27 protein-coding genes are annotated in these 24,575 nt (G+C 58.5%); 13 read left to right on the forward strand and 14 right to left on the reverse strand.

Annotated elements, in window-relative coordinates:
• The first annotated feature begins 12 nt into the window (after positions 1–12).
• Genes RCJ00_RS00120 through RCJ00_RS00130 form a run of 3 tightly spaced genes read left to right on the forward strand, consistent with a single transcriptional unit; the run spans position 13 to position 821 of the window.
• Complete coding sequence (locus RCJ00_RS00120) at positions 13–462, forward strand: hypothetical protein (RefSeq protein ID WP_316219564.1); 450 nt, start codon at positions 13–15, stop codon at positions 460–462.
• Between the two features lie 3 nt (positions 463–465).
• Entirely contained in the window at positions 466–672 is a 207-nt protein-coding gene (locus RCJ00_RS00125) for a helix-turn-helix transcriptional regulator (protein ID WP_316219565.1), read from the forward strand.
• Positions 669–821 (forward strand): hypothetical protein, encoded by a 153-nt coding sequence (locus tag RCJ00_RS00130; RefSeq protein WP_316219566.1) that lies wholly within the window; start codon positions 669–671, stop codon positions 819–821. Before RCJ00_RS00125 ends, RCJ00_RS00130 begins: the two co-directional genes overlap by 4 nt.
• On the opposite strand, the gene RCJ00_RS00135 is transcribed toward RCJ00_RS00130, so the two are convergent.
• The gene (locus tag RCJ00_RS00135; protein WP_316219567.1) at positions 818–2,008 is read right to left on the reverse strand and encodes a BaiN/RdsA family NAD(P)/FAD-dependent oxidoreductase; all 1,191 of its coding nucleotides are present in this window, start codon (positions 2,006–2,008) and stop codon (positions 818–820) included. The two genes, RCJ00_RS00130 and RCJ00_RS00135, sit on opposite strands and share 4 nt — an antisense overlap.
• A gap of 101 nt (positions 2,009–2,109) precedes the next feature.
• Here RCJ00_RS00135 and RCJ00_RS00140 point away from each other — a divergent pair, with 101 nt between their 5' ends.
• Entirely contained in the window at positions 2,110–2,415 is a 306-nt protein-coding gene (locus RCJ00_RS00140; RefSeq protein WP_316219568.1) for an SCP2 sterol-binding domain-containing protein, read from the forward strand.
• A 29-nt stretch (positions 2,416–2,444) separates the two neighbouring features.
• Here RCJ00_RS00140 and RCJ00_RS00145 read toward each other — a convergent pair whose 3' ends face one another.
• On the reverse strand, positions 2,445–3,134 hold the full coding sequence (locus RCJ00_RS00145; RefSeq protein ID WP_316219569.1) for an MBL fold metallo-hydrolase: 690 nt from the start codon (positions 3,132–3,134) through the stop codon (positions 2,445–2,447).
• Between the two features lie 86 nt (positions 3,135–3,220).
• Positions 3,221–4,867 carry an amino acid permease gene (locus tag RCJ00_RS00150; RefSeq protein WP_316219570.1) on the reverse strand — a complete coding sequence of 549 codons (1,647 nt, stop codon included), beginning with the start codon at positions 4,865–4,867 and terminating at the stop codon, positions 3,221–3,223.
• Between the two features lie 205 nt (positions 4,868–5,072).
• On the opposite strand from RCJ00_RS00150, the gene hrpB reads away from it, so the two are divergent.
• Both hrpB and RCJ00_RS00160 read left to right on the forward strand, forming a co-directional pair.
• Positions 5,073–7,538, forward strand: coding sequence for an ATP-dependent helicase HrpB (gene hrpB / locus RCJ00_RS00155; protein WP_316219571.1), 2,466 nt, complete (start codon positions 5,073–5,075; stop codon positions 7,536–7,538).
• 54 nt (positions 7,539–7,592) lie between these two features.
• Positions 7,593–8,252, forward strand: a complete 660-nt coding sequence (locus RCJ00_RS00160) for a glutathione S-transferase (protein ID WP_316219572.1) — start codon at positions 7,593–7,595, stop codon at positions 8,250–8,252.
• A gap of 31 nt (positions 8,253–8,283) precedes the next feature.
• Here RCJ00_RS00160 and RCJ00_RS00165 read toward each other — a convergent pair whose 3' ends face one another.
• The 5 genes from RCJ00_RS00165 to RCJ00_RS00185 all read right to left on the reverse strand — a co-directional run bounded on the left by RCJ00_RS00165 (position 8,284) and on the right by RCJ00_RS00185 (position 11,595).
• Positions 8,284–8,409 (reverse strand): hypothetical protein, encoded by a 126-nt coding sequence (locus RCJ00_RS00165; RefSeq protein ID WP_316219573.1) that lies wholly within the window; start codon positions 8,407–8,409, stop codon positions 8,284–8,286.
• A 204-nt stretch (positions 8,410–8,613) separates the two neighbouring features.
• Positions 8,614–8,775, reverse strand: a complete 162-nt coding sequence (locus tag RCJ00_RS00170; protein WP_023459021.1) for a hypothetical protein — start codon at positions 8,773–8,775, stop codon at positions 8,614–8,616.
• 107 nt (positions 8,776–8,882) lie between these two features.
• Positions 8,883–9,881: a bile acid:sodium symporter family protein gene (locus tag RCJ00_RS00175; RefSeq protein WP_316219574.1), complete on the reverse strand. Its 999-nt coding sequence runs from the start codon at positions 9,879–9,881 to the stop codon at positions 8,883–8,885.
• Entirely contained in the window at positions 9,878–10,669 is a 792-nt protein-coding gene (locus tag RCJ00_RS00180; RefSeq protein ID WP_316219575.1) for a TrmH family RNA methyltransferase, read from the reverse strand. The genes RCJ00_RS00175 and RCJ00_RS00180 overlap by 4 nt, the downstream gene beginning before the upstream one ends.
• Positions 10,666–11,595 (reverse strand): class I SAM-dependent methyltransferase, encoded by a 930-nt coding sequence (locus tag RCJ00_RS00185; RefSeq protein ID WP_316219576.1) that lies wholly within the window; start codon positions 11,593–11,595, stop codon positions 10,666–10,668. The genes RCJ00_RS00180 and RCJ00_RS00185 overlap by 4 nt, the downstream gene beginning before the upstream one ends.
• A 288-nt stretch (positions 11,596–11,883) precedes the next feature.
• On the opposite strand from RCJ00_RS00185, the gene RCJ00_RS00190 reads away from it, so the two are divergent.
• Genes RCJ00_RS00190 through RCJ00_RS00200 form a run of 3 tightly spaced genes read left to right on the forward strand, consistent with a single transcriptional unit; the run spans position 11,884 to position 14,458 of the window.
• Positions 11,884–12,714 (forward strand): TroA family protein, encoded by an 831-nt coding sequence (locus tag RCJ00_RS00190; RefSeq protein WP_316219577.1) that lies wholly within the window; start codon positions 11,884–11,886, stop codon positions 12,712–12,714.
• Positions 12,714–13,709, forward strand: a complete 996-nt coding sequence (locus tag RCJ00_RS00195) for a FecCD family ABC transporter permease (protein WP_316219578.1) — start codon at positions 12,714–12,716, stop codon at positions 13,707–13,709. The genes RCJ00_RS00190 and RCJ00_RS00195 overlap by 1 nt, the downstream gene beginning before the upstream one ends.
• Positions 13,709–14,458 (forward strand): ABC transporter ATP-binding protein, encoded by a 750-nt coding sequence (locus RCJ00_RS00200; RefSeq protein ID WP_316219579.1) that lies wholly within the window; start codon positions 13,709–13,711, stop codon positions 14,456–14,458. Before RCJ00_RS00195 ends, RCJ00_RS00200 begins: the two co-directional genes overlap by 1 nt.
• A gap of 15 nt (positions 14,459–14,473) precedes the next feature.
• Here the strand turns inward: RCJ00_RS00200 and RCJ00_RS00205 are convergent, their stop codons facing one another.
• Positions 14,474–16,888 carry a lytic transglycosylase domain-containing protein gene (locus tag RCJ00_RS00205; protein WP_316219580.1) on the reverse strand — a complete coding sequence of 805 codons (2,415 nt, stop codon included), beginning with the start codon at positions 16,886–16,888 and terminating at the stop codon, positions 14,474–14,476.
• Positions 16,889–17,070: 182 nt separating this feature from the next.
• Here RCJ00_RS00205 and dapA point away from each other — a divergent pair, with 182 nt between their 5' ends.
• Together dapA and smpB are read left to right on the forward strand one after the other, a co-directional pair.
• Complete coding sequence (gene dapA / locus RCJ00_RS00210) at positions 17,071–17,979, forward strand: 4-hydroxy-tetrahydrodipicolinate synthase (RefSeq protein ID WP_316219581.1); 909 nt, start codon at positions 17,071–17,073, stop codon at positions 17,977–17,979.
• Complete coding sequence (gene smpB / locus RCJ00_RS00215) at positions 17,979–18,449, forward strand: SsrA-binding protein SmpB (RefSeq protein ID WP_023459030.1); 471 nt, start codon at positions 17,979–17,981, stop codon at positions 18,447–18,449. The genes dapA and smpB overlap by 1 nt, the downstream gene beginning before the upstream one ends.
• A gap of 6 nt (positions 18,450–18,455) precedes the next feature.
• Here smpB and RCJ00_RS00220 read toward each other — a convergent pair whose 3' ends face one another.
• The 3 genes from RCJ00_RS00220 to RCJ00_RS00230 form a co-directional block, all read right to left on the reverse strand.
• Positions 18,456–19,235 (reverse strand): SDR family oxidoreductase, encoded by a 780-nt coding sequence (locus tag RCJ00_RS00220; protein ID WP_316219582.1) that lies wholly within the window; start codon positions 19,233–19,235, stop codon positions 18,456–18,458.
• A 25-nt stretch (positions 19,236–19,260) separates the two neighbouring features.
• A complete protein-coding gene (locus RCJ00_RS00225) occupies positions 19,261–19,704 on the reverse strand; it encodes a VOC family protein (RefSeq protein WP_316219583.1) in 444 nt (147 codons plus the stop codon).
• A 76-nt stretch (positions 19,705–19,780) separates the two neighbouring features.
• Positions 19,781–20,371, reverse strand: coding sequence for a LabA-like NYN domain-containing protein (locus RCJ00_RS00230; protein ID WP_316219584.1), 591 nt, complete (start codon positions 20,369–20,371; stop codon positions 19,781–19,783).
• 34 nt (positions 20,372–20,405) lie between these two features.
• Between RCJ00_RS00230 and folK the strand changes: the two genes are divergently transcribed.
• Positions 20,406–20,924, forward strand: a complete 519-nt coding sequence (gene folK / locus RCJ00_RS00235) for a 2-amino-4-hydroxy-6-hydroxymethyldihydropteridine diphosphokinase (protein WP_316219585.1) — start codon at positions 20,406–20,408, stop codon at positions 20,922–20,924.
• Here folK and RCJ00_RS00240 read toward each other — a convergent pair.
• The gene (locus RCJ00_RS00240; RefSeq protein WP_316219586.1) at positions 20,909–21,895 is read right to left on the reverse strand and encodes a DMT family transporter; all 987 of its coding nucleotides are present in this window, start codon (positions 21,893–21,895) and stop codon (positions 20,909–20,911) included. The two genes, folK and RCJ00_RS00240, sit on opposite strands and share 16 nt — an antisense overlap.
• A gap of 320 nt (positions 21,896–22,215) precedes the next feature.
• On the opposite strand from RCJ00_RS00240, the gene RCJ00_RS00245 reads away from it, so the two are divergent.
• Positions 22,216–22,593 carry a thermonuclease family protein gene (locus RCJ00_RS00245; protein WP_316219587.1) on the forward strand — a complete coding sequence of 126 codons (378 nt, stop codon included), beginning with the start codon at positions 22,216–22,218 and terminating at the stop codon, positions 22,591–22,593.
• On the opposite strand, the gene leuA is transcribed toward RCJ00_RS00245, so the two are convergent.
• Positions 22,590–24,272, reverse strand: coding sequence for a 2-isopropylmalate synthase (gene leuA, locus RCJ00_RS00250; RefSeq protein WP_316219588.1), 1,683 nt, complete (start codon positions 24,270–24,272; stop codon positions 22,590–22,592). The two genes, RCJ00_RS00245 and leuA, sit on opposite strands and share 4 nt — an antisense overlap.
• Positions 24,273–24,575: the final 303 nt, after the last annotated feature.

Below are 24,575 nucleotides of genomic sequence, written 5' to 3' on the forward strand. Positions count from 1 at the left end.
ACGGAGGGTGCCATGTCAGAAAATGAACGCCTTATCAAACAGGCCGAACATATGGGCGGTCTACGCCGCTTGCTGTTGATAGGCCAGGCTGTCGGTTATATCGGGTGGATTGGGTCGCGCGGGCTAGGCTATGTCCAAGGCCTTAGCATCGATCCGCTCGTTCTAATGGTGGTACAAAATCTGTGCTGGCCGTTATGGATGGTTAGCCTGTTGGCGAGTCTGTGGCTGATGCGTCGCACAACCAAGAACCGCCAACTCAGCGCGCTGCTGGATGATGAGCGTACCGCTGAGTTGACCAAAAAGGTCTTCCAAATTGGCTATTGGGTCCTGTTGATTGCCTTAGCGCTTGTCTACGCCTCTACGTTTTTGACCGACGTCGATATCCGCGCCATAGCGCCAATCCTGCTGTCGCTTGGTGTCGCTGCTCCGTCGCTGACCTATGCCGCGCTCTATCGTAGTTGATCGATGAGCGTTCTGAAAAACCGCTTAAAAGAACACAGGTCCGCACGCAACCTGACCCAAGCCGATTTGGCAGTTATGGCGCAGGTGTCGCGCAAGACAATAAATACCATTGAGAACGAGGTCTTTATCCCATCCACGCTACTCGCCTTGTCTTTGGCTCGGGTGCTGGAGGTTAAGGTTGAGGACCTGTTTTACCTGGAGGAGACATGAAACTGCGCACATGGGGACGTAAGTCAGACCCTCGTAAGCTGGAAGCCGATCGGAGGCGTCAGCAATTGATGATCTATACCGCCATCTACGGTGGCAGCAGCGCCGGCGTCCTTATGATGGCCTTGGCAGCTTCGGCCCTGTCGCGTTAAACCGCCTGGCCGGCCGCCCAACCCGATGACCACGCCCATTGGAAATTGTAACCGCCAAGCCATCCTGTCACATCGACACATTCGCCGACGAAGTACAGACCCGGCTGAAGCTGGCTTTCCATGGTCTGAGACGAAAGGGTGCGTGTGTCGATACCGCCCAAGGTGACTTCGGCCGTGCGGAAGCCTTCCGTGCCGTCGGGAATGAAGGACCAGCGATTGACGGCGTCAGCCAGGGTCTGCATCACGGCCTTACCAAGGTCGGCCATGCGCACCTCCGGTGACAGGGCGTGCCAGTCCAGAATCCGATCGGACAGGCGCCGCGGCAGATACTCCGCAAACGCATTGCCAAGTGTTTGCTTCGGGCGGTCTTTGCGATGCGTCTGCAAGGCTTCGAACATATTTGTTCCCGGCAACAGATCGACTTCTACCGATTGTCCCGGCTTCCAGTAGCTTGAAATCTGCAGCACTGCCGGTCCTGACAGGCCGCGGTGCGTAAACAGGAAGCCATCGGTAAAGCGCGTCTTGCCACAGCTAACCCGCGCGATCAGCGATACGCCGGACAACCCGTCTATGGCGGCTAGGCGGTCGCCGCCGAAGGTGAAGGGCACAAGCCCGGCACGGGTATCGGTGATGTCGTGACCGAACTGGCGGGCGATATCGTACGCCAGACCCGTTGCGCCCATTTTCGGGATCGACAATCCGCCGGTAGCCACCACCAACTTGTCGCACCGTAACTGACCTTGCGAGGTCGCGATTTCAAACCCATCGTCTCGACGGATGACGCCAGTAATATCGATGCCCGGATGCAGCTCCGCGCCGGCTTGGGTCATGTCATCGAGCAACATGTCGATGATATCGCCCGCAGACGTTTCGCAAAACAATTGCCCCTCGGTTTTCTCGAAATACGGGATACCGCGCGCGATGACGCGGTCAAGGAAATCCCACGGCGTAAAGCGTTTCAATGCCGAGATGCAAAAGTGTGGGTTTTGCGACAGGAAGTTTTTAGAGGTGGCCTGCAAATGGGTGAAATTGCATTTGCCGCCGCCCGATATCCGGATTTTCTCGGCCGGTTTACGCGCGTGATCCAACACGATCACCCGCCGTCCACGACGGGCGGCCTCTATGGCGCACATCAGCCCTGCTGCACCTGCGCCCAATATGACGACATCGAACCTGACTTCGGTCATTCGCAAATATTTCTCTCAACTTGACCCAAGGTCTATCTTGTTCGCGCCGCAACTTACGTTAAGGTCGGCCGCAACCCTGTAGCACAAAAGCGGAGGCGAACATGTCCGATCTCGAAACCATTACCCAGAAAATTGCCGGCGCCGTTGGTGAAAATTCCGGCCTCGGCAAAATCATCAAGGTCGACTTCGGCGATGCCGGCAAGATTCTGATCAATGCGGCTACCGTTCCGAACGTGGTCAGCAATGATGACGGCGAGGCCGACACCACCATCCAGATTTCCATCGATGACCTGAAAGCCATGGCGGCTGGCAGCCTTGATCCCATGATGGCCTTCATGATGGGCAAGATGAAAATCCAGGGCGATATGAGCGTCGCCCAGAAACTGGCGCCCCTGCTTAAAGGTTAAGCCTGCTCACCGGCTAGAAGCGTCGAAAATCAGCCGGGCCCATGCGTATTGGGCCCGGCATTGCCGACCACGCTGTCGGCCACGAACGGATTGGTTTGACGTTCGAGGTTGAAACTCGACATCGGGCCATGGCCCGGCACGAAGCGCACATCGCCCAGTGGCCACAGCTTTTTCGTAATCGCATTGATAAGATCGGCATGATTGCCGCGTGGGAAATCCGTGCGCCCGATCGATCCTTTGAACAGCACGTCGCCGACTTGGGCGAATTGTGACGGGGCGTGGTAAAAGACGACATGCCCAGGCGTATGACCAGGGCAATGAATAACGTCCCAGGTGGTTTCGCCCAACCTAACCGTATCCCCATCTGTCAGCCAGCGATCTGTGGTAAAACTGCGCATGTCCGCAATGCCGTAGCGCTGCCCCATCGACGGAATGGTATCGATCCAGAATTGGTCGTCCTCATGTGGCCCTTCTATCGGCGCACCGGTCCGCTCTTTGAGTTCGGCCGCGCCGCCGGCATGGTCGGCATGGCCGTGCGTTATCCAGATTTTTTCGACCGTCAGACCGCGACGCTGTATTTCCTCCAGAATCGGGTCCAGGTCGCCACCGGGATCGATAATGGCGGCTTTGTTTGTCTTCGTGCACCACACCACCGTGCAGTTTTGCTGAAGCGGGGTGACGGGAGCGACGAACAGACGGATTGGGGGCGTTTCAGACATGCGGGCTCATAATAAATAGGGCGCTCATAACAAAAAGAGCTCCGGCACATATAAGCGCCGGAGCCCGCTTTGTCACATGACAACGACTATTTCTTTACGTCGTCCACGCCGTGGGCCAGAGCCTCGGCAACGGTTTCCAGTTCGTCGTCTTCGGAGATGTCTATGCCCTTGGCCAGTTTGGAATGCCAGAAGCCGTAGCCAGCATAGATCAGCAGACCCACCAGCGCGTAGCAGATCAGAATGGTCAGCGGCAGAGTATTCCCCCGCTTATAATGATCGATCATGGGCGAGAAGTTTTGATAGGCAAGGAACAGGCAGGCCAAGATACCGAGCACGGCGGTGACAATGCCGCCGGGTACCTTGAACGGGCGCTCCATTTCCGGATGCTTGACGCGCAGGTAGATGACCGACAGGCAGACGATCGAGAAGGCGACCGCCGTGCCCAGGCTGACCAGGTCGCCGAGCAGAGAAATCGGCAGGAACGACGCAGCAACGGCGATCATGATGCCGAGCAGGATGGTGCCGAGCCACGGGGTGCGGAACTTACGGTGGATCTTGGAGAAAACCGCGGGCAGAAGGCCATCACGCGCCATGGTGTAGAAGATACGCGTCTGGCCGAAACACAGCACCAGCATGACCGAGCTGAGCCCGGCGACGGCGCCGACCTTGATCAGCAAGCTGATGGCGTTCATTTGGCCACTTTCGACGTAAGGCCACGGGAAGTTGGCCCAGGTCAGGGCCATGCGATCGATAGCGACGGCGATAGGGGCCGGGCTGGCCAGTTGAAGGTAAGGCACCACGCCAGTCATGACGGCGGCGACGGCCATGTAGATGATGGTGCAGATGATCAGCGCGCCCAGGATACCAATGGGCACATCACGCTTCGGGTTCTTGGCTTCGGCGGCGGCGGTGGAGACGGCTTCGAAACCGACATAGGCAAAGAAGATAATGGCCGCGCCACGGAAAATACCGCCGACACCGAATTCACCGGGATTGCCGGTCGCTTTCGGGATGAAGGGGTGCCAGTTGGCTGGATTGATGTAGGAGATACCGACGGCGATAAAGGTAATCAGAACGATAATTTTCAGGATCACAATGGCATTGTTGACATTGGCGGATTCGCTGACGCCCAGCACAAGCAGGGCTGTGACCAACGCAATCCCGATGGCGGCGACGAGGTTGAACGTGCCGGTCATAGACATGGTGGTGTGGCCGGCGGCATCGGAGGTGGCCTGAACCAACGGCGTAGCCCACATGACGGCCGCATGGTCTCCGCCGGGTGCCCCGGCAATCGCCGGGAAATGGACGCCGAAATCACCGAGCAGGCTGACGACATAGCCGGACCAGCCGACCGCGACGGTCGAGGCGGCGATACCGTATTCCAGCACCAGCAGCCAGCCCATGATCCACGCGGCGTATTCGCCGAGCGTGCCGTAGGCGTAGGTATAGGCCGAACCTGAAACAGGCATGGTCGACGACAGTTCAGCATAACAAAGACCCGCCAGAGCGCAGGCGATACCAGCCACGACAAAGGAGATCATGATGGCCGGACCGGCATTGGCCGACGCGACCTGACCGGTCAAAACAAAAATGCCGGCGCCAATAATGGCGCCGACACCCAGCGACATGAGATTAATCGGCCCAAGCGTGCGCTTGAGCGGACTTTTTGCTGCCTCTGTCTGGATTTTGAGAATCGACTTTTTTAGACCAAGTCGATTGAAAATATTGGCCATCAGACCCCTCGCAAATTTTTTGTTATTGATGCGTCCGCCTTACAGACACAGCGCTTGACAGGCCTTGGTCCGGCCCCTGACGGTCACGCTATCGTCATATTGTCACTTTGGCAACGGGTTAATAAATATGGGAGAAGGCTGTGGCTGGCATGAAACATCGACGGGTCGGACTTGAGTTCAATCTAGGTTCTGCTACCTAGGCTCGATGTTGCCCGTCGAGGAAATCTATACGCCGCTGAAATCGTGGCTGACGCAGAACACCACGGCCCTGGTTATTGCGCCACCGGGGGCGGGGAAGACGACCGGTATTCCGTTGGCCCTGCTGAGCGCCCCTTGGCTTGCGGGGCAGAATATCGTCCTGCTTGAACCGCGTCGTCTGGCTGCTCGGGCAGCCGCTGCTCGCATGGCCGAGACCTTGGGCGAGCCGGTCGGGCAAACGGTCGGCTTTCGCGTGCGCGGTGACAGCAAGATGTCCGCCAAGACCCGGATTGAAGTCGTCACCGAAGGGATTTTCTCACGCCGTATTCTCGATGATCCGTCATTGGAAGGTGTGGGGTGCGTCATTTTCGACGAATTTCACGAGCGCAGTCTCGATGCCGACCTGGGGTTGGCGTTTGCTCGTGACGCGCAAGGCGTACTAAGGGACGATCTGCGGCTTCTGGTCATGTCCGCTACACTGGATGGCGATCGGGTGCTGGGATTGCTCGAAGGCGCGGGCCGGTTTGAATCTTTAGGGCGAAGCTTTCCCATCGACACCCACTATCTGGGCCGCGATCAATCATTGCTGATGGAGCAGGACATGGCACGCCACGTCGCGCGTCTGTCGACCAAGCTTACGCCGGAAAACGCGGAGACCATGCTCGTGTTTTTGCCGGGGCAGGGTGAAATCCACCGCGTTGCCCGCTTTCTGGATGAAAAGGGTGTGCCGCCGCATATCGACGTCTGCAAGCTCTATGGCGCGATGGATTTCAAGGATCAGGCCCATACCCTGGCTCGCAATGCGCCGGGGCGTCCCAAGATTGTCCTGGCCACAGCCATAGCGGAAACGTCGCTGACACTGGACCGCGTATCAATGGTTGTCGATTGCGGCCTGTCCCGACTCGGCCGGTTCGATGCGGCGCGCGGTGTGACGCGTTTCGTCACTGAGCGTGTGTCGAGAGCTTCTGCCGATCAGCGGCGCGGCCGGGCCGGACGGACTCAGGCCGGCGATGCTTACCGTCTATGGGATGCCGAGCAGGATCGGTCCCTGATTCCATTCGCTAAGCCGGAAATCCTTGAAACCGATCTGTCGCAACTGGCGCTTAGTCTGAGGCTGTGGGGCGCCAAATCGACGGATGGCTTGGCGTTGCTTGATCACCCACCGAAGGCCGCGATGGATGAAGCGGTAAGGTTGCTGCGGGCACTCGGTGCGGTGGACGCAAACGGCGAGCTGACCGGCCACGGTAAGGCCATCGCGCAATTGCCCATGGCGCCACGTTTGGCGCACATGCTGATAACGGCGGCGTCATATGGCGCGGCGGAGCAGGGGGCGAACCTGGCTGTCCTGCTGTCGGAAAATGGCTTGGGGGGCAAATCGACCGATCTGGATACGCGTCTGGAGGCGCTGGCGCGTGACCGATCGCCGAAAATTGTGCAGGCGCGCACCTTGGCGCAAGGGTGGGCGCGTCAGGCCCAGGATCTTGTAAAAAATCAGGCAAAACAAGCCAGTGGAACGCGTTTTTCCCACCATTTGTTAGCTGAATGTTTTCCAGAACGGATTGCGAAAGCCCGCGGCAAGCCCGGTGAGTTTGTCATGGCAAACGGTCGCGGCGTCTATGTCGATGCGCATGACCGCCTGGCGCGTGAGTCCTTCCTTGCGGTTGGTGACCTTGGGGGCGGTGCCAATCGCGATCGCATATTGCTGGCCGCGCCCTTGACGGAGGCGGAAATTTTCAGCCTGTTCGCCGATCGGTTGGAGCAGGAAACGGTTCTGGAGCGTAACAATGGAAAGTTCCGCGCGTTCGACCAGACACGGCTAGGTGGCATTGTGTTGTCCAGCAAGCCGCTCGAAAAGATACCGGCGGAATTACTTCTTCGCGCTGAAGCCGAGGAGATTCAGCACAAAGGTTTGAAAGCCTTGAATTTACCGGAAAGCGTCGAGGCCTTTCGCGCGCGTGTCGCCTTCCTGCGCGCACAAGACGAGACCTGGCCCGATCTGTCGGATGCGGCTCTCTTGGCAACCCTTGAGGATTGGCTGGGGCCCTACGCCGCCGGTAAATCCATGTTGTCGCTGGGTGGCGGTATTGTATCGCAAGCGTTGCATAATCTGCTCGATTACGACCAGCAGCGCGCGCTCGACCGGTTGGCACCGGAAACCTGGCGCATGCCGACCGGTTCCAACATACGCATTGATTACGGCGCCGAAGGCGGGCCGCGCCTGGAGGTTCGCGTCCAGGAACTTTATGGCACGGATAGTCATCCGGTCGTTGGCCCCAATCGTACGCCGCTGACCTTATCGCTCACCTCTCCGGCGCACCGGCCCATTCAGATTACCAAGGACTTGCCGGCGTTCTGGGACGGGTCGTGGGCCGAGGTACGCAGCGAGATGAAGGGGCGATATCCCCGTCACGTCTGGCCGGAAAATCCGCGCGACGCCGACCCTACGACCCGCGCCAAGCCGCGCGGCACCTGAAACGGATTAATCCTTTATGCGAGCCACGCGTATAAGGTCGAAAAGGAGTTTGCCATGATCACCGTCCATCACCTCGACAATTCCCGTTCGCAACGCATTCTGTGGCTGCTGGAGGAACTCGGCCTCACCTATGAGGTCAAGAAATACAAGCGCGACAAGCGTATGCTGGCGCCGGCGGAACTCAAGGCGGTCCACCCACTGGGTAAGGCGCCGGTTATAACCGATGGCCTGAGGACCATCGCGGAAACGGGGGCCATTATCGATTATCTGGTGACGACATACGGCGCCGGCAAGCTGATCCCGCCGGCAGGAACCGAAGACCGGTTCAGCTATACCTATTGGATGTATTATTCCGAAGGTTCTGCGATGACGCCTTTGCTGCTCAAACTGATCACCACGCAGATACGCAAGCGGACGCCCCTGATCCTGCTGCCGGTGGCGTCAGGTATCGCCAATTCGATCGATAAGAGCCTGGTGACCCCAAACCTGAAGGCCAATGTCGATTTCTGGGAGCAGGCGCTTAACAAGGCGCCATGGTTTGCCGGCGCGGAATTCAGCGCGGCCGACATCATGATGAGTTTTCCGATCGAAGCGGCATCGACACGCAAACTGGCGCAGGACAAGCCGGCCATAGAGGCCTGGCTAAAGGCTATTCATGCCCGCCCTGCTTACCAAGCGGCCCTTAAGCGCGGCGGCCCTTATGCCTATGCGTAACGGGCTTGCCCGCCTGACTTGGCTGGCCTGATTAGATGGTGATGCAGCCGGCGAAGGCGACGCCGATGAACGGCAGGACGATGAGTTTCAGAATGAGCTTTTTCATGACGTACTCCACAAGAGATCTATCGCGCACGCTACGGGCGATGGCGGACATTGTAAACGACAAAGGCGCCGTTTTTAGCGGCGCCTTACGGTTGGGGGTGTGATTCCCGATACGGCCTTAGCGGCTGTATGTGAAGTGGGAGCCACTGCGGTCGACAATGATGCAGCCCGACAGGGACGAAGCCAGAACGGCGGCGAGAACAAGTTTGATAGCGATGGATTTCATGGTTTTCCCCAATACTAGAATGCCAGATACTTAAAACGAAGGCGAGCTTGACATGACATCGGCCGGCTTTTCTTTGGCGCTGGCCGGTGGCGACGAGTCATAGTCACGATCAGGGCTGACATACATGATGCAGCCGGTCAAGCTGGCGGCCAGTGCGGCAACGCAGGCCAATTTGATGACGATGGATTTCATAGCGGTGTCTTTCGGTTGAGACGCCGGATGCGCCCCCTCGATATCGAACTTAAGAGTGGCTCTATGAACGCTATATGAACCAAATCCACCTTAATTCTTTTTAATTATCAAGCTTCAGCAGGCATTTCTGCGTCCTGTGTCTCTTTTGCCCACCGGTTGGCCAGAGGCGTACAGATCATTAGCTGAAGCGGGTGGTATATCATGATGGGCAGGAGGATCAGCCCAAGACCGGGATTTCCTGCAAATATCAGATGCGCCATGGGAACGCCGGACGCCAGGCTTTTCTTGGTGCCGCAAAAGACAATGGCTGACCTGAAGGCAGGCGCGATGCCAAAGCGGTCGCATAATTTCCATAGCAACAGCAAGACAAGAAAAAACAAGCCGAGCGTCGCCGCAATGGTCAGGCCCAGGGTAATGGGCGAATTGCCGCTCCAGATATTCTTGGCGAAAGAATCGCAGAACGAGGTGTAGACCAGCAGGATGATGGTGCCGCGGTCGGCAAACTGGGCCCATTTACGATGGCGTTGCAACCACGCGCCGATAAGCGGCCGGGCGATCTGGCCGGCCACCAGCGGAAGCACCAGCCAGCAGGTAAGATCGATGAAAATACTCCACACATCAAGGGTTTGTCCCGAAGTTTGAAGAAGCAGGCTCATCCATAAAGGGGTGATGAGAATGCCCAGCGGGCTGGACAGGCTGGCATTGAACAAGGCAACAGGCACATTGCCCCGCGCGGCGGCCGTCATCGCGACCGAGGACGAGATGGTCGAGGGCAGGGCGCAGAGGTAGAACAGGCCGATGCGCAGGTCCGGCGTGATCCACCGGCCGGCAACAGCCAGCAACGCCAGGCCAATCAACGGAAAAAGGACGAAGGTGGTGCCCTGTATGATCAGGTGTAGCCGCCAGCGCATGATGCCGTCGCGCAGAGCGGCAAAGGACAGCAGGGCGCCGTTGAGAAAGAAGACCAGGGCGATGCCGAGCTTGGTCAGCAATTCCGGTTGCAGCACGCCGCCTTCGGCACCAGGCCCTGGAAACAGAGCTGCCAGGATGATGGCCAGCACCATGCCGGTCAGGAAGCCATCAAGCTTGATCTTGCCGATTGTCATAGGCCCGCTGCAGCGTAGATCATTATGCCGGTCGCGACTGATAGGTTCAGGCTGTCGGCACGACCCTTCATCGGGATCTTTACATGCAGGTCGCAGGCTGCGGCCACCTCTGGAGTCAGGCCCGATTGTTCGGTCCCCATCAGAAGCAGGGTCGGTCGGGCATATGGCGCGGTGCGGTGATTGTGTGTAGCGGTCAGCAAGGTTCCCACGACCGAGCCGGTCCAGCGCGGTCGGTCGTTCAGGAACGCTTCGCGCGTACATTTGACGATCGGCAGGGCGAAAATCGAGCCCATCGTCGCCCGTACGGTTTCGACAGAGAACGGATCGACGCAATCCCCGATCAGGATGACCCCGCCTATGCCGGCGCCGTCTGCCGTGCGAATGATGGTGCCGAGATTGCCGGGATCGCGCACCTGTTCCAAGGCCACCCAGACGTCGTTGGAAGATGGATCGATATCGGCCAGTGTCTTGACGATCTGGGCGAACACCGCCACCACCATCTGTGGATTATCCTTGCGTGAAATTTTCTCAAGGATTTCGTGGGTTACTTCCAGAACTTCGCCATTGGAATGAAGCGTTTCATCGATGGCACGTTTTAGAAGGGGATGATGATCGGCATCCTTGCCATAGACCAGAATTTGCGGTGCAAATCCTTGGTCCAGCGCATCGATGATGATCTTCAACCCTTCGGCCAGGAATTGCCCGGTGACTTCGCGTTCCTTGCGCATATGCAGGGCGCGGATATCCTTGACCGTCTGGTTGGTCAGCGACGTAATTTGTTTGATCATTTCGCGGACCCACCCATCCAGCGGGCAAAAAAGCTGAGGCCGATTTCGCGCGGGGCTATGTCGGCGGCGCGCTGTCCCTTCGGCGGTTTGGCATCTTCGATCAGGGTCAGTTCGCCATAGTCGACACGGCCGCCTTTTTGCGGGCCGACGGCCTCGGCGACCAGATGCGCCAGTGCCGGTCCCGAAACGCGCGCGGCGTAGGCGTTGAGCAACAGGAAGGCGGCGTCATCGCTCAGCAACTGGGCGCACAGATGGATCATTTCGGGCAGGTCTTCGAACAACCGCCAGACCTCGCCGGTCGGCCCGCGCCCGTATTTGGGTGGATCGAGGATAATGCCTTCGTACTTGGAACCGCGCTTGACCTCGCGCTGGACATATTTACGGGCGTCTTCGCAAATCCAGCGAATGGGGGCGTCGGCCATACCCGACAGGGCAGCGTTATCGCGGGCCCAACCGATCGCCTTTTTCGACGCGTCGACGTGGGTCACTTTGGCGCCCGCCGCGGCGGCAACCAGACTCGCGACGCCGGTATAGCCAAACAGGTTCAGGATGCGCGGGGCGTTACGCCGGGCGATAACGTCTTTTTGCCATGCCCAGTTGGCGGCCTGTTCCGGAAAGAAAGCCAGGTGACGGAAATTGGTGAAACGGCCATAGAATTTGACACTGTCCCAGGCAAGAGACCATTGATCGTCCGGCCGCCGGCTGAAGCGCCAGTTGCCTTCGTCGTCTTCGCCTTGCGGATCGAATATGGCGTCGGCCTTATCCCAGACCTGGGGGTATTTCGGCGCCCACCAGCACTGCGGTTCCGGTCGTATGACCAGGTAATCTCCGTAGCGTTCCAGCTTCTTGCCGTCGCCGGAATCGACGAGCGCATAGTCAGCCCACGCTTTGGTGCGCAAGGTAGTTGGCGTATCATTGATAATCATGCAAACGCCATAAGCGTTTGCCCGGTATTCGTAAAGTCAAAAGCTCGCCTTGGGGCCATATGGAAAGCTGTATCGGTGACGGCAGAATCCTTATAAAACCATTTTTGTTTGAATGCCTGCAGCACTGTGCCCATGACTGGGTTCCTTCCGGGGAATTTCGTTACGAAATCGGGTGCTGCTATGGGGCGCGGCTTTTGAACCGGGATGACCAGTTTGACGACAGGATATCGGCCGCAATTGGGGCTGCACAAACGGAAACGAACCGGCGTATGCCCTACGGCCAGCCTCATGCTTGCCGCCAGCCTATGTGTGACTGGCCCTGCCGTGTCGCGGACGTTTGCGCCTAAGGGGGATGTTCGTGCCCTGACCGTCGTCTCGCTCGACATGTGCGCGGATCAGTATGTCCTTGGGCTTGTGCCGCGCGATCAGATATTGGCTCTGTCGGAACGATCGGCCTTGCCCGATTCCAATTTTCGCGAGCGGGCCGAATATGTCCGGCGTATAAAGCCGCGCATCGAATCTATTCTGGCCCTCAATCCCGATGTGGTGGTTCGCACGTGGGGCGGTGATTTAAATCTGATCAAGGCGTTGGAGCGGCGTCATATAAAAATTATCAATATCAATGATATAAGCAATTATGATCAGGCGAAATCTGAGCTGTTCCGCGTTGGTCATGAACTCGATCAGGAGGCCAGCGCCCAAATCGAGGCGCGCCGTTTCGATCTGGCTCTGGCGGATATTCAGCCACTGGGACGCGGGCGCTCTATCCTTTACTACACGCCATCGGGCTACAGTGCCGGACCGGACACGATGACCGGGGACATGCTGCGCCGGCTCGGTTTCAAGCTGGAAACTCAGGACAAGGGGTATTTCTATTTGTCTCCGGAAGTCTTGCTGAGCAAGAAGCCTGACGTCTTTGCCCTGGCCTTCTATGATGATGCCTATGCCATGCGCCGCGTGCCCGGCCGAAACCCGCTGATCCGCGCCCGTATCGCCGACACCCCGCATATTGTCCTGCCGCGTCAGGCTTTGAGTTGCAATGGCTGGTTCACGGCTTACGATTTGGTTCGAGTTTCGAAAACGCCAATCCATGTCGGTAGCGGAAAGGCCGGTTTCTAATGCATGTGTCCCAGACCGCTTTTAATGCTGTGGTGGGTATCGCCATCGGGCTTTTGCTCATTGTCTTGATGTTGTTTGGCGATATCGCTCTCAATGGGCACATGTGGCTGGACGCACTCATCCACTGGAATTCCATCGGGGCGGAAATTGTCTGGGGCATTCGCATGCCGCGCAACCTGGTGGCCGTCGGTGTCGGCGCGATGCTGGGTATGAGCGGTGCATTAATGCAGGGGCTTTTGCGGAACCCCTTGGCCGAGCCTGGCTTGCTGGGCGTTTCGGCCGGATCGGGGCTGGGCGCGTCGCTGGCCATCGTATTCGGCTTGGGCCTTGTTCCGTTCGCCGTGGAAAGCTTTGCTCTTGGGGGCGCCGTGATTGTGGCAATCGTGCTGCTCATATTCGTGCAACGGTTCCCGCAGCGGCAATCACTTATCCTGCTGGGTGTAGGGCTTTCCGCCCTGTGCGGCGCCCTGATGTCCCTTGTCTTCAATCTGGCGCCGTCGCCTGTCACCCTGTCCGAGATCATGAACTGGATGATGGGCTCGGTCCAGAACCGTAGCTGGTTTGATGTCCTGATCTGTATCTTCGGTTTGGCTGCCGCGGGTCTGCTTAATTTGACTTTGGGCAAGGGGCTGCGCCTCCTGACATTGGGGGAAGAAACCGCGCGGTCGATGGGGGTGGATATGACGCGGCTGACCCAGGTGGTAGTGATTGGCTCGTCCTTATTGGCGGGGCTTGCCGTATCGGTTGCCGGCGTAATTGGCTTTGTCGGCCTGGCGGCGCCGCACTTCGTTCGTGCCTTCGGTATCAAGGATCCTTATACGCTCATCTGGCCGTCGGCCCTGACCGGCGGACTTATGGTCTTGCTGTCCGATGGACTGACACGGCTCCTGCCGCCGACAGCCGACGTACATCTGGGGGTCCTGACCTCACTGGTCGGTGCGCCCTTGTTCGCTATATTGGCCTACAAGAGCGCCAGAAGTTGGATGCAGGATTGATGACACAGCTTTCAATCGACAAGGTCACTGTCGCTCTCGGTCACGAGACCGTCGTCCACGCGGTCAGCGCCGAACTGGCCCCCGGCAGCCTGTATATCATCGTAGGCCCTAATGGTGCCGGAAAGACGACGTTGTTGAAGGCCATGGCTTCGTTGCTGCCTTTGCAATCCGGGGCTATCCGTCTGGATGGTCGCGACCTGAAATATATTACCCAGGCGCGGCGGGCCGAGCAAATGGCCTACTTGCCGCAGGACCGCAGCATCGCCTGGGATCTGAGCTGCGTCGATATTGCGGCACTGGGCGCGCCGCACCTATCGCCAGAACAGGCCCGGCGGGCGGCGTTCGCGGAATTGCAGGCCCTGGGGCTTCAGGAGGTTTCGGACAGGGGCGTATTCAGCCTGTCGGGCGGGCAACGCGCACGCGTCTTGCTGGCGCGTGTTCTGGCTGGACCGGCAAAAGTACTGTTGCTTGATGAGCCGCTGATCGCGCTGGACCCGGCCTGGCAACGTCAGGTGCTGATCCGGCTAAAAGCGCGGGCTGAAAGTGGTCAGACCGTCGTCCTGAGTTTGCATGACCTGCATCTGGCGGCACAGTTCGCCGATTCGGTTTTGCTGATGAAGGAAGGCCGGCTGATCAAGATGGATCAGCCGGAAAAAATATTTGTACCCAGGCTGTTGTCGGATGTTTTTAATCTCGACGGTGAATTGGTCGATGGGGCCCTGAGGCTTGAAAGCCGGCCGCGGCTGTAAGCGCAGGGCACGAACTCAGTCCCGTTTCGCCTTCTTCTTTTTGGCTGTGGTCTTCTTGTGTTCAGACGCGTGATGGCCGGTTGCGGACTTCTTCTTCGATGTGGTTTCTTTTTTCTTATGGGTTGTCGGTTCTGCCACGGCCTTTACCGGCTCCGTCGCTGCGGCGCGCGGCTGCGCGGTCAGCTGTTGCGCCACCTGCGGATTGGTCGTCTGAGCCTTCTGATAATCGAGATAGCCGATTGGCGCGTCCGGTTGTTCGGTATCGCTGAATTCAGCCCCGGTGAAGGGGCCAATCTGTCCGGGCGTGCCGCGGGTGACATCCGCCATGGCGGTAAGGGCTGCTGTGCCGCCGTTGAGACGGGCGCGATAAACGCGCATGTTTTCCGTCACACGCATCATGTAGTTGCGCGTTTCGGTGAACGGATGGCATTCGATGAATGACAAGGCGTCGGCGCCGTCACCGCGTGGATCGCCGCAATCACTGACCCAGGTCTGCATTCGGCTGGGGCCGGCATTGTAGCCGGCGGCGGCCATGACGTATGATCCGTTGAAGCGGTTGACCAGTTCCCCGAGGTGGTAGGTGCCCAGCGTCATATTGTAGTCGGGTTCATACAGGCGCGCCTCGCTGTAGCCGAGATTCATCCGATTGGCGACGGCGCGGGCTGTCGACGGAATGAGTTGCATCATGCCGCGCGCATTGGCGTGGGAGCGAACGCTGGGGTCGAAGCTGGATTCCTGACGGGTGATAGCCAGGACAAACGCCTTTTCCGGACCAGGGACGTCAGGAACAGCGCGCAGGGGGTAAGCGCGTTCGGGCAGATAGAAACCGCGCTGCATCGATACGCGCGCTACCTTCATGGCCATCAATTGCGAATCGTAAGACCCGACAAGATCGACCAATAAGGCTTCTTCCTCGGCATTGGGCAAAATGTCGTCGAGATGTAAAACAAGGGCGCGGAACAGGTCCAGTTCGCCCATTTGCCCAAGCATGCGGGCAGCCTTGATCATGTCGCGGCTTTCGAAGCGATCCTTGTCAGCCCGCGAAGGCACCGGGTCCTTGCCAATGGTGATGGTTTTCTGGCCGGCTTTTTCCGCTGCCAGCTGACCATAGAAGGCGTAGATGTACTGCCCGCCCTTGGCATAATAGCGTTGGGCCGTGGCTGCGTCGGAGTCCATGCCGTTCACGGCAGGATTATTGCGTTTTTCGTAGGCGCGCCCCAACCAGTAATTGGCCCGGCCCTGGGTGATGGGAGAGGTGCCGGCCGTAGCCAGGCTCTGGAAATGGCTGATGGCGGCATTGGCGTCATTGAGCTTGATCATGGCCACCCAGCCAGCGAAGAATTCGGCTTCGGCCTTGGCTTCCCCGGGCTCGAACCCGCCGCCATTCATGGCGTCGTAGGCAGCGCGATAATTGCGCGCCTTGAGAGCCGATTTGAAGTAGCTCCAGCGCAGCGAATAGAGCTGGCTTGCGGCATCCGGGCTGGCAGAGGCGGGCGGCAGGTCGGCCAGAAGCGGGAAGCCGAGCGCTTCCAACCCCTTGCCCGACAGATATTTGGCGCGCGCGAAGGCCAGGACCTGATTGTGGGGATCGCCGGCGAGGGCAGTTTGATACAGCGCATCTGCACTGGCCGCGCTGGTGCGCATGGCGATAACGGCATTGGCGATATCGGCATCGCGCTGCCCGGCCATAGCGGCGACATCCCGGATGGCCTGCGAGGCGCCCGACTGGATATTGAGCTCCAGACAGATCAGCCGCGCCTTATGATCGTCCTGGGTCAGATAGGTGCCGAAGGCCTGATAGAAGTTGGCCTGCGTCATGGCATCGAACACCTTGGTGCGCCACCAGTTGCGAGCCAGGGCGCGTGCGTCCTCCGTGCGCGTCAGGTTGCCATAGGCGGTGATCAGGGCGGATGCGCCTTCCGTGCTTTGGGGCGGCGCGCCTTTGAACCAGTCGACGATCTGTTGCGGCGTCATGCCAGAGGTCGTGATGAGTTTTTCGGCAGCAATCTGGCGCTTTTGCTCGCGCGGCCATCCCCACAGGTCGCGCCGCGCCGCATCAAGAGCGGCGAAGCCATAGATATTGCCGTCATTGTTTATGATCGTCCAGGTGACGATCTTGCGCGCAATCGGATTGGACAATTGCGACCCTAGCGAATCGGCCTGGGTGAAATTGCGTGCCTTTACGGCCGACAAGGCGGACCGCAGGGTTTGCGAATCCGCTTCGGTCATGCCCGACGGTATATAGGGGCGCGCCGTATCCATGGGCGTGAAGACGGTGCCTTGCGGAATGCCGTTGACGTCGGGCGCCGGGTCGTCCTGGGCCGCCACGGGTTGCAAGGTGCACAGGCTTATGAGGCTTACCCCCGCGACCAGGGCGATCTTGCGCAGTCGGATGAGATTGGAGCGGGTCGGGCGGTCAGTTTGAGGCATGATCTTCCTGTGTCTGGCCAAAGGCATTTGTCAAAAACGTCGGCTACGGACTATAGGCTATAGTTTCTTTTTAGAAAGACATTGCAGCAAAAGCTTTGCTTATCTATGGCTATTTTTTATATTCTCTGTGGGCAAAAACATGCCCCGATTACAGCTTTTTCCGGCGTTAAAGGCCTACCTCAATGACCCATTCCACTGACCTTCCCCTGTTTCGCGGCGTCATCACGGCTTTGGTAACGCCGTTCAAAGGCGGTGAGGTGGATTACGCTGCATTCGAAGCCATAATAGAGCATCAGATTGCCTCCGGCGTTCACGGCGTGGTGCCGGTCGGGACAACCGGCGAAACCTCGACCCTGAGTATGGAAGAGCATCGTAACGTCGTCGAATTATGCGTCAAAAAGGTGGCCGGTCGCATAAAGGTGATCGCCGGGGCGGGCTCAAACAATACGGCCGAAACGCTGGAACTGGCCCACCACGCCAAGGCGGTTGGGGCGGACGCGGTGTTGGTTGTGGCACCGTACTATAACAAGCCGTCGCAGGAAGGTTTGTATCAGCATTTCAAGGCGTTGAACGACGCAGTTCAGATTCCTGTGTTGCTCTACAATGTGCCGGGGCGCACGGTTGTTGATATGAGCAATGAAACGATTGCGCGGCTGGCGAAGTTGCCCAACATTGTCGGCATCAAGGACGCGACAGGTGAAATCGAACGCCTGAGCCAGATGCGCCTCGAAATCGACAGCACCTTCTCCTACATCTCGGGTGACGATCCGACCTTGCTTGGCTATATGGCGCACGGCGGCCATGGCGTCATTTCCGTAACGTCCAATGTCGCGCCAGCCCAGGTGGTCGCCATGTACGAAGCTGCCAATCAAGGCGCGTTCGACACCGCACGTCAATGGCAGGACAAGCTGATCACCCTGCACAAGGTGCTTTTCGCCGATTCGTCGCCATCGCCGACCAAATATGCCATGAGCCGCCTGGGCCTGTGCACGGATGAGGTTCGTTTGCCCATCGTCGCCTGTTCGCAAGCTGTGCGCCCATTGGTCGACAAGGCCCTGGCGCTGGCCGGTCTGGAACTGGAACAAGCCTGATGGCAGAACTCACCACCAACAAGACAATTGCCGACAATCGCCGCGCGCGTTTTGATTATTTCCTTGAGCAGAATACCGAGGCGGGTATTTCGCTGACCGGTACCGAGGTCAAGGCCTTGCGATCCGGTCGCGCCAATATCGCCGAATCCTATGTCAGCATCGAAAATGGTGACGAACTGTGCCTGATCAATGCGGATATCCCGCCCTACGGTCACGCCAACCGGTTCAATCACGAGCCTCGCCGTCCGCGTAAGCTGCTGCTACATCGCAAGGAAATCAGTCGCTTCATGATCGCCATCCAGCGGGAAGGCATGACGATTATCCCGACGCGCCTCTATTTCAACGACAAGGGTCGGGTGAAGCTGGAAATCGCCTTGGCCAAGGGTAAGAAGAACCACGACAAGCGCGAAGCCACCGCCGAGCGCGATTGGGCGCGCGACAAGGCGCGCCTTATGCGTGACAAGGGCTGAGCGCGTTTAAAGTACGCCTGGATAGGCCCCGCCGTCGATCAGGAGGCTCTGGCCCGTGATGTAGCCCGCTTGGGCCGAGCACAAGAAGGCGCAGGCGGCGCCGAACTCCGACGGTTCCCCAAACCGTTTTGCTGGAATCCGCTCTTCGCTCTCAGCACGGACGACGCCTATGGCCACACCCTGTTGTTGGGCTTTGGCCGCCAGCCCCGTAAGCTGACGATTGGTGTCGAACGAGCCGGGCAGCAGAAAATTGATCGTCACATTGGCATGGGCCACCGAACGCGCGACACCCGCGAGAAAGCCAGTAAGTCCCACCCGGGCGCCGCTGGATAGGTCCAGCCCCGATAGCGGCATCTTGACCGAGGCGGAGGTAATGTTGACGATCCGCCCGAACTGGCGCGCCACCATGCCGTCGATCACGCGCTGCACCATTTCTATGGGCGTCACCATATTGTTGGTAACACCGTCGATCATGGCAGCGCGGTCGATCTGGCGGAAGTCGCGATAGGGCGGGCCGCCATTGTTATTGACCAGGATATCGACCTGAGGCACCGCGCCCATCAATGCCGCCTGGGTTTCCGGGCTGGCGACATCGCCGGCAATGGCGATGATTTGGGCCCCTGTCTCTTCACGCAGTTCCTCGGCTACGGCATTCAGCTTTTCTGCGTCACGTCCATTTATGACGACAACACAGCCCGCACGCGCCAACTCGGTGGCGCACGCCCGACCAAGCCCCTGGCTTGACGCGCAGACAATGGCGTAGCGCCCCTTGATGCCCAAATCCATTTATCGTCCCTAATCTGTTAAATTTTTAGTGCTGCGACAGCGATAGCAGGTTGCCGTCCGGGTCTTTGAACCACGCCACCTTGTCGCCCGATGGCGCGGTCCACACGCCATGAGGCGTTTGTGCCGCGCCCAACGCTTCGTAACGTTCAAAGGTAATACCGGCGGCCGTCAGGCTGAAGACCTTGTCATCAATATTGACGACCTGCCAGCCAAACACCGTATAGGGCGCGACAAATAGCTTTTCCGGGCGCGTGAGTCTTATCAGGGTGGAGCCTGACCGAAGCACAAGTGCGTAGTCGTCCTGGCTGAACACCGTCAAACCCAGCACGCCTTCATAAAAGGCGCGCGCCTGTCCGAAATCGCTGACCGCCAGAAAGCCCATCGGCGTGCCGTCGCTGAGCGGCTTCATTCCCGGTGTGATGTCTGTGGGCGTGGCTGACTTGTTAGGGGTAAGGTTCAGACCGAGCATGACGACGCCTCCGAATAGCACCGCCGACAGCATGACGCCGTCGGCGATAAAAAATCAAATCGGAATGTGGAAATCCTCAGACGGTTTCGTCGTAGTCGTCCTCGGCGCCAAGGAATTTCGGCGGATTGGAATGGGCCTGACGGGGGCGGCCGACGACCGTGGCCAGATCGGCCAGATCGACAAAGGTATCCGCCTGGCGGCGCAATTCGTCGGATGTCATGGGCGGAGACGATTTGACGGTTGAGACGACCGTGACGCGGGCGCCCTTGCGCTGGACCGCTTCGAGCAGCCGACGGAAATCACCGTCGCCCGAGAAGAGGACGAGATGATCGGCATGCTCGGCCATTTCCATCATGTCGCAGGCGATCTCTATGTCCATATCGCCGCGCCAGCGTTTGCGGCCCTGACTGTCGGTATATTCCTTGGCCGTCTTGGTGATAAGGGCAAAGCCGTTGTAATCCAGCCAGTCGACCAGCGGGCGGATCGGCGAATAATCGTCGCCTTCGACAAGGGCGGTGTAATAATAGGCCCGGATCAGAATGCCGCGCTTGCGGAACTCGTCGAGCAGTTTGCGGTAATCGATGTCGAAATTCAACGCCTTGGCAGCGGAATACAGGTTGGCACCGTCGATGAAAAGGGCGATACGGTCAGTTGGATAAAAGCTCATAGTTCAATCAATATCCTGAAAATATACGGTCAAAATGGCAGAAATAGATGATCCCGAGGCAATCTTCATCGCCTACGGTTCAAACCTGTTATCAGGTCCGGAAACTGCATCGCAAGCTTTTGAGCGCGTTGTCAAGGATTTGCGCGAGAGCGGATTGCAGGTTACAAAAATTTCACGTTTGTGGTCGTCAATGGCATGGCCAAATAATCAGGACCCGTCATATGTGAACGCCGTTTTGCAAATTAAAACGACCTTGCAACCTGATGAATTGTTACATTTATTACATAATATTGAACACGATCACGGACGCGTTCGTGATGAAAAAAGAAATGCACCGCGCGTACTTGATCTCGATATCGTGGCGTATGGGCGGCACGTTTCAGTTTCGGAAAACGGACTGAATTTGCCCCATCCCCGGGCGGCAGATCGCGCCTTTGTGATGGGGCCTCTTGCCGAAATTTCGCCCGGCTGGGTCCATCCGGTTCTAGGGCGGACCGCGCAAGACCTGTTCACGACAGCCACAGTCGGGCGCGACGCCTATCCGTTGGACTGAGCCGCCTTTTGCGCGGCGGCGTAGCCTTGGTCAATCCAGACGTAGACGCCTACCCCGACAAGGACAAGTATTGTGCCCGCGACATCGGCCAGGCTGATATGCTGTTTAAGGATGAGAGCGCTCATGGCCAGGGTGAAAATTGGGTTTATGAAGCTGATGATGGCATTGGCCTGGGACGAGATGCGGCTGAGCGCGAAATTGGTCAGGTAGCTCGGCAGTACGGTGGCACCGATCGCCAAGCCGATGACCAGCGTCAGCAACGGCGGTGTCAGGTGGATATCGCTTATGCGGTGGACAATCAGAAAATGAATGCCGGTTGCGATGGCCGCGCCGCTCATGGCCCAGGAGGTAAATAGCGACGGCCCCATGCGCTTTATCAGCGGCTTAGCCAGCAGCAGGTAAAGCGCGAAGGCGACGGATGAAATCGTGCACCACAGCGCACCGGCCACGATCATCGAACCATAGGTGGTCAGATCGGTGACAAAAACGAGGGCAAGGCCGGCGTAGCTGATGGCGAAGGCCGAGACGGCCTTAAGGCGGAACGGTTGTTTAAAAAACAGGGCACCGAACAGGATCACGAATAGCGGGTAGGTGAACAGGATCAGCCGTTCGAACTGCGGCGACAGCGTCGTCAGGCTTTCAAAATCCGTATAGCTGGCGACCCAGTAGCCGAGTGCGCCGACAAGCAGGGTGCGGATATACAGGCCTGGAGCCTGATCGATAGGCGGCAGGGTGTTGGTCCCCTTCGCACGAGCGCGCAGGAAGGTCAGAATACCGAAGACAACGAAGAAGGGCGTGGCGAAGGCCAGCCTCAGGGCAATGAGGGACGAGGCGTCAATCTGCAGGTTGTAAGCCAGCTTGATCCAGATGCCCTTGCTGGCGAACAGAAACGCGCCGAGCATAGCCAGGATATAGCCGCCCCAGGTCAGGAACCAGGCGGGCTGTTTGCTACGGGCATCTGTATCGGACATTTGTAGGAGCCTTGATCGGGCGCCTGTCGTTGATACCGCGCCCATTGGGGAAAGGGCGTGGATCGGAAGCCGTCGCCTAGGATTTTTTGCGCATGCCAAGGCGCACGGTCTTGCACGCCCAAATAAGCTTGGACATGATGTCGAGGTGCGTTAGCGCAAAGGTATTGGCGAATTGGGTAATCATGGCGGCGGGCTTAGACAGTTTGGTACATAAGCGCAACCGCAAAGCCGCCATCGCGTTGTCACTTTGTGTTGCCGTCTGTTTGGCGGTTTGTGTACCGGCGCCGGCACAGCCGCTTCGCATAACGGGAAAGGCCTTTGTGATCGACGGCGATACGGTGGTGATCAATCGTAGACATATTCGCCTGTTCGGGATCGATGCGTTCGAACGCGATCAGACCTGCGGGCGCTTTCGTTGTGGCGTCGAAGCCCGGCGCGTGTTGCAGGCTTTGACGCGGAACCAGGCCGTGTCCTGCGAACAGCAGGATGTAGACCCTTATGGTCGTATGGTGGCGATTTGCCGGACCTCGGCTGGACTTGATATCGGGGGCGAAATGGTCCGGCGCGGACTGGCCGTTGACTATCGCACCTTCAGCGATCGCTATATGGGCGAAGAAGCCGATGCCCGGGCGCATAAACGGGGCGCCTGGGCATACGGTTTCCACAGTCCTTTGCAGTATCGCCGCGAGACGCGTTAAGCGGCCTTGGTAATGGCGTTGGCTGCCGACAAAACAGCCTTTATGCTGGCCGTCGCCACGTCGTGGTCGATGCCGACGCCGAAGACCGTCAAATCACCGGCCTTGCATTCGACATAGGCAACCGCCTGGCTTTCGCTGCCGACCTGAAGCGCGTGCTCGGCATAATCGACGACTTCCAGACCCAGGTCATAGTGCGAGTTCAACCCGCGTACGGCGCTGGAAATCAGGCCATTGCCGTGGCCAATGACCGATGTTTCGACACCATCCTTGATGATACGGCCGACGAAGGTGCGTTGGGCGCCGGACCGAACCGGACCCTTGTGGTCGTATTCGATCAGTTCATAGGCTTGCGGCCCGGTCAGGTGGTAAGCCGCCTGGAAGGCATCCCACAATTCGGCGCCGCTGACTTCCTTGGCGGAGGCGTCGGTGATGTCCTGAACCTTACGGGAAAAGTCTACCTGAAACCGGCGGGGTAGCTTCAGACCATGATTTTGCTCAAGTATCCACGCTATCCCCCCCTTTCCCGATTGAGAATTGACGCGGATGACCGCTTCATAGCTTTCGCCCAGGTCCGCCGGATCGATCGGCAGGTACGGCATTTCCCAATACCCGTCATTGCGTTTTTCGTGGGCGGCGAAGCCCTTCTTGATCGCATCCTGGTGCGATCCCGAAAAGGCGGTGAACACCAACTCGCCGGCATAGGGATGGCGTGGATGCACAGGGATATTGTTGCAGTGGACGACGGTACCGACGACTTCGCGCATGTTGGAGAAGTCAAGCTCAGGCGAAACCCCCTGGGTGTAAAGGTTGAGCGCCAGCGTTACCAGATCGACATTGCCGGTCCGCTCGCCATTGCCGAACAGACAGCCTTCGATGCGATCGGCGCCCGCCAGCAGTCCCAGTTCGGCCGCGGCGATACCGGTGCCACGGTCATTGTGCGGGTGCAGGCTGATAATGACGCTGTCGCGCTTGGAGACGTGGCGGCAGAACCATTCGATCTGATCGGCATAGATGTGCGGCCCGGCCACTTCGACCGTGGCTGGCAGGTTCAGGATTAGCGGGTTTTCCGGTGTCGGCTCGACGACCTTGATGACCGCTTCGCAGACTTCCAGCGCAAATTCCGGTTCCGTGGCGGTGAAGGTTTCGGGGCTATATTCAAATCCCCATTGGGTTTGTGGCTGTTTGGCTGCTTCTTCGCGCAGCAGACGCATACCGTCGACCGACAACTGGATGACTTCCGCTTGGCTGCGGTCGAAGACGACGCGGCGGAAGAGCGGGGAGGTGGCGTTGTACAGGTGCACAATGGCCTTCTTGGCGCCGCGCAGAGCTTCGAAGGTGCGCTTGATCAGGTCTTCGCGCGCCTGGACCAGGACCTGGATTGTGACATCGTCGGGTACCAGGTTTTCGTCGATCAGCTTGCGTACAAAGTCGAACTCCGTCTGGGAAGCGGACGGGAAGCCGACCTCGATCTCCTTCAGGCCTATTTTCACCAGAAGATTGAAGAACATCATCTTCTTCTCGACATCCATGGGATCGGCGAGCGCCTGATTGCCGTCGCGCAGATCGGTGGACAGCCAGCGCGGCGCCTTCGTGGTCGTTTTGGACGGCCAGGTGCGGTCGGACATGTCGATACCCGGTTCGAACGGGCGGTATTTATTGGCGGGATTGGACAGCATCATGGGCAGGAACCCTTACTTCGGAAATGATCGTATTCGGATGACGCGCGAAAAGTCTCCGCTCACAGGCTGGCGCACGCCCGTGAGCTGGCGCGAATTCGTAGGGTGAGTAGCAGAAGAGAGGTCATGATCAAACCCGAAAACGGGGAAAAAGCCGAAAGACGCGTCGCGACGAAATCCTGACCGCTATCAAGCGATCAGGCAACGAATAAGCGCGAGCTGGCGAAGGTGTGCGATCATGGCGCGGTTCATGTCACGAACAGGGGCGGCAAGTCAATGGAAAGTCGGGGTGCGCCAGAGCGAGCC

It is taken from the genome of Asticcacaulis aquihabitans (assembly GCF_032490435.1).
Lineage (GTDB): Bacteria > Pseudomonadota > Alphaproteobacteria > Caulobacterales > Caulobacteraceae > Asticcacaulis.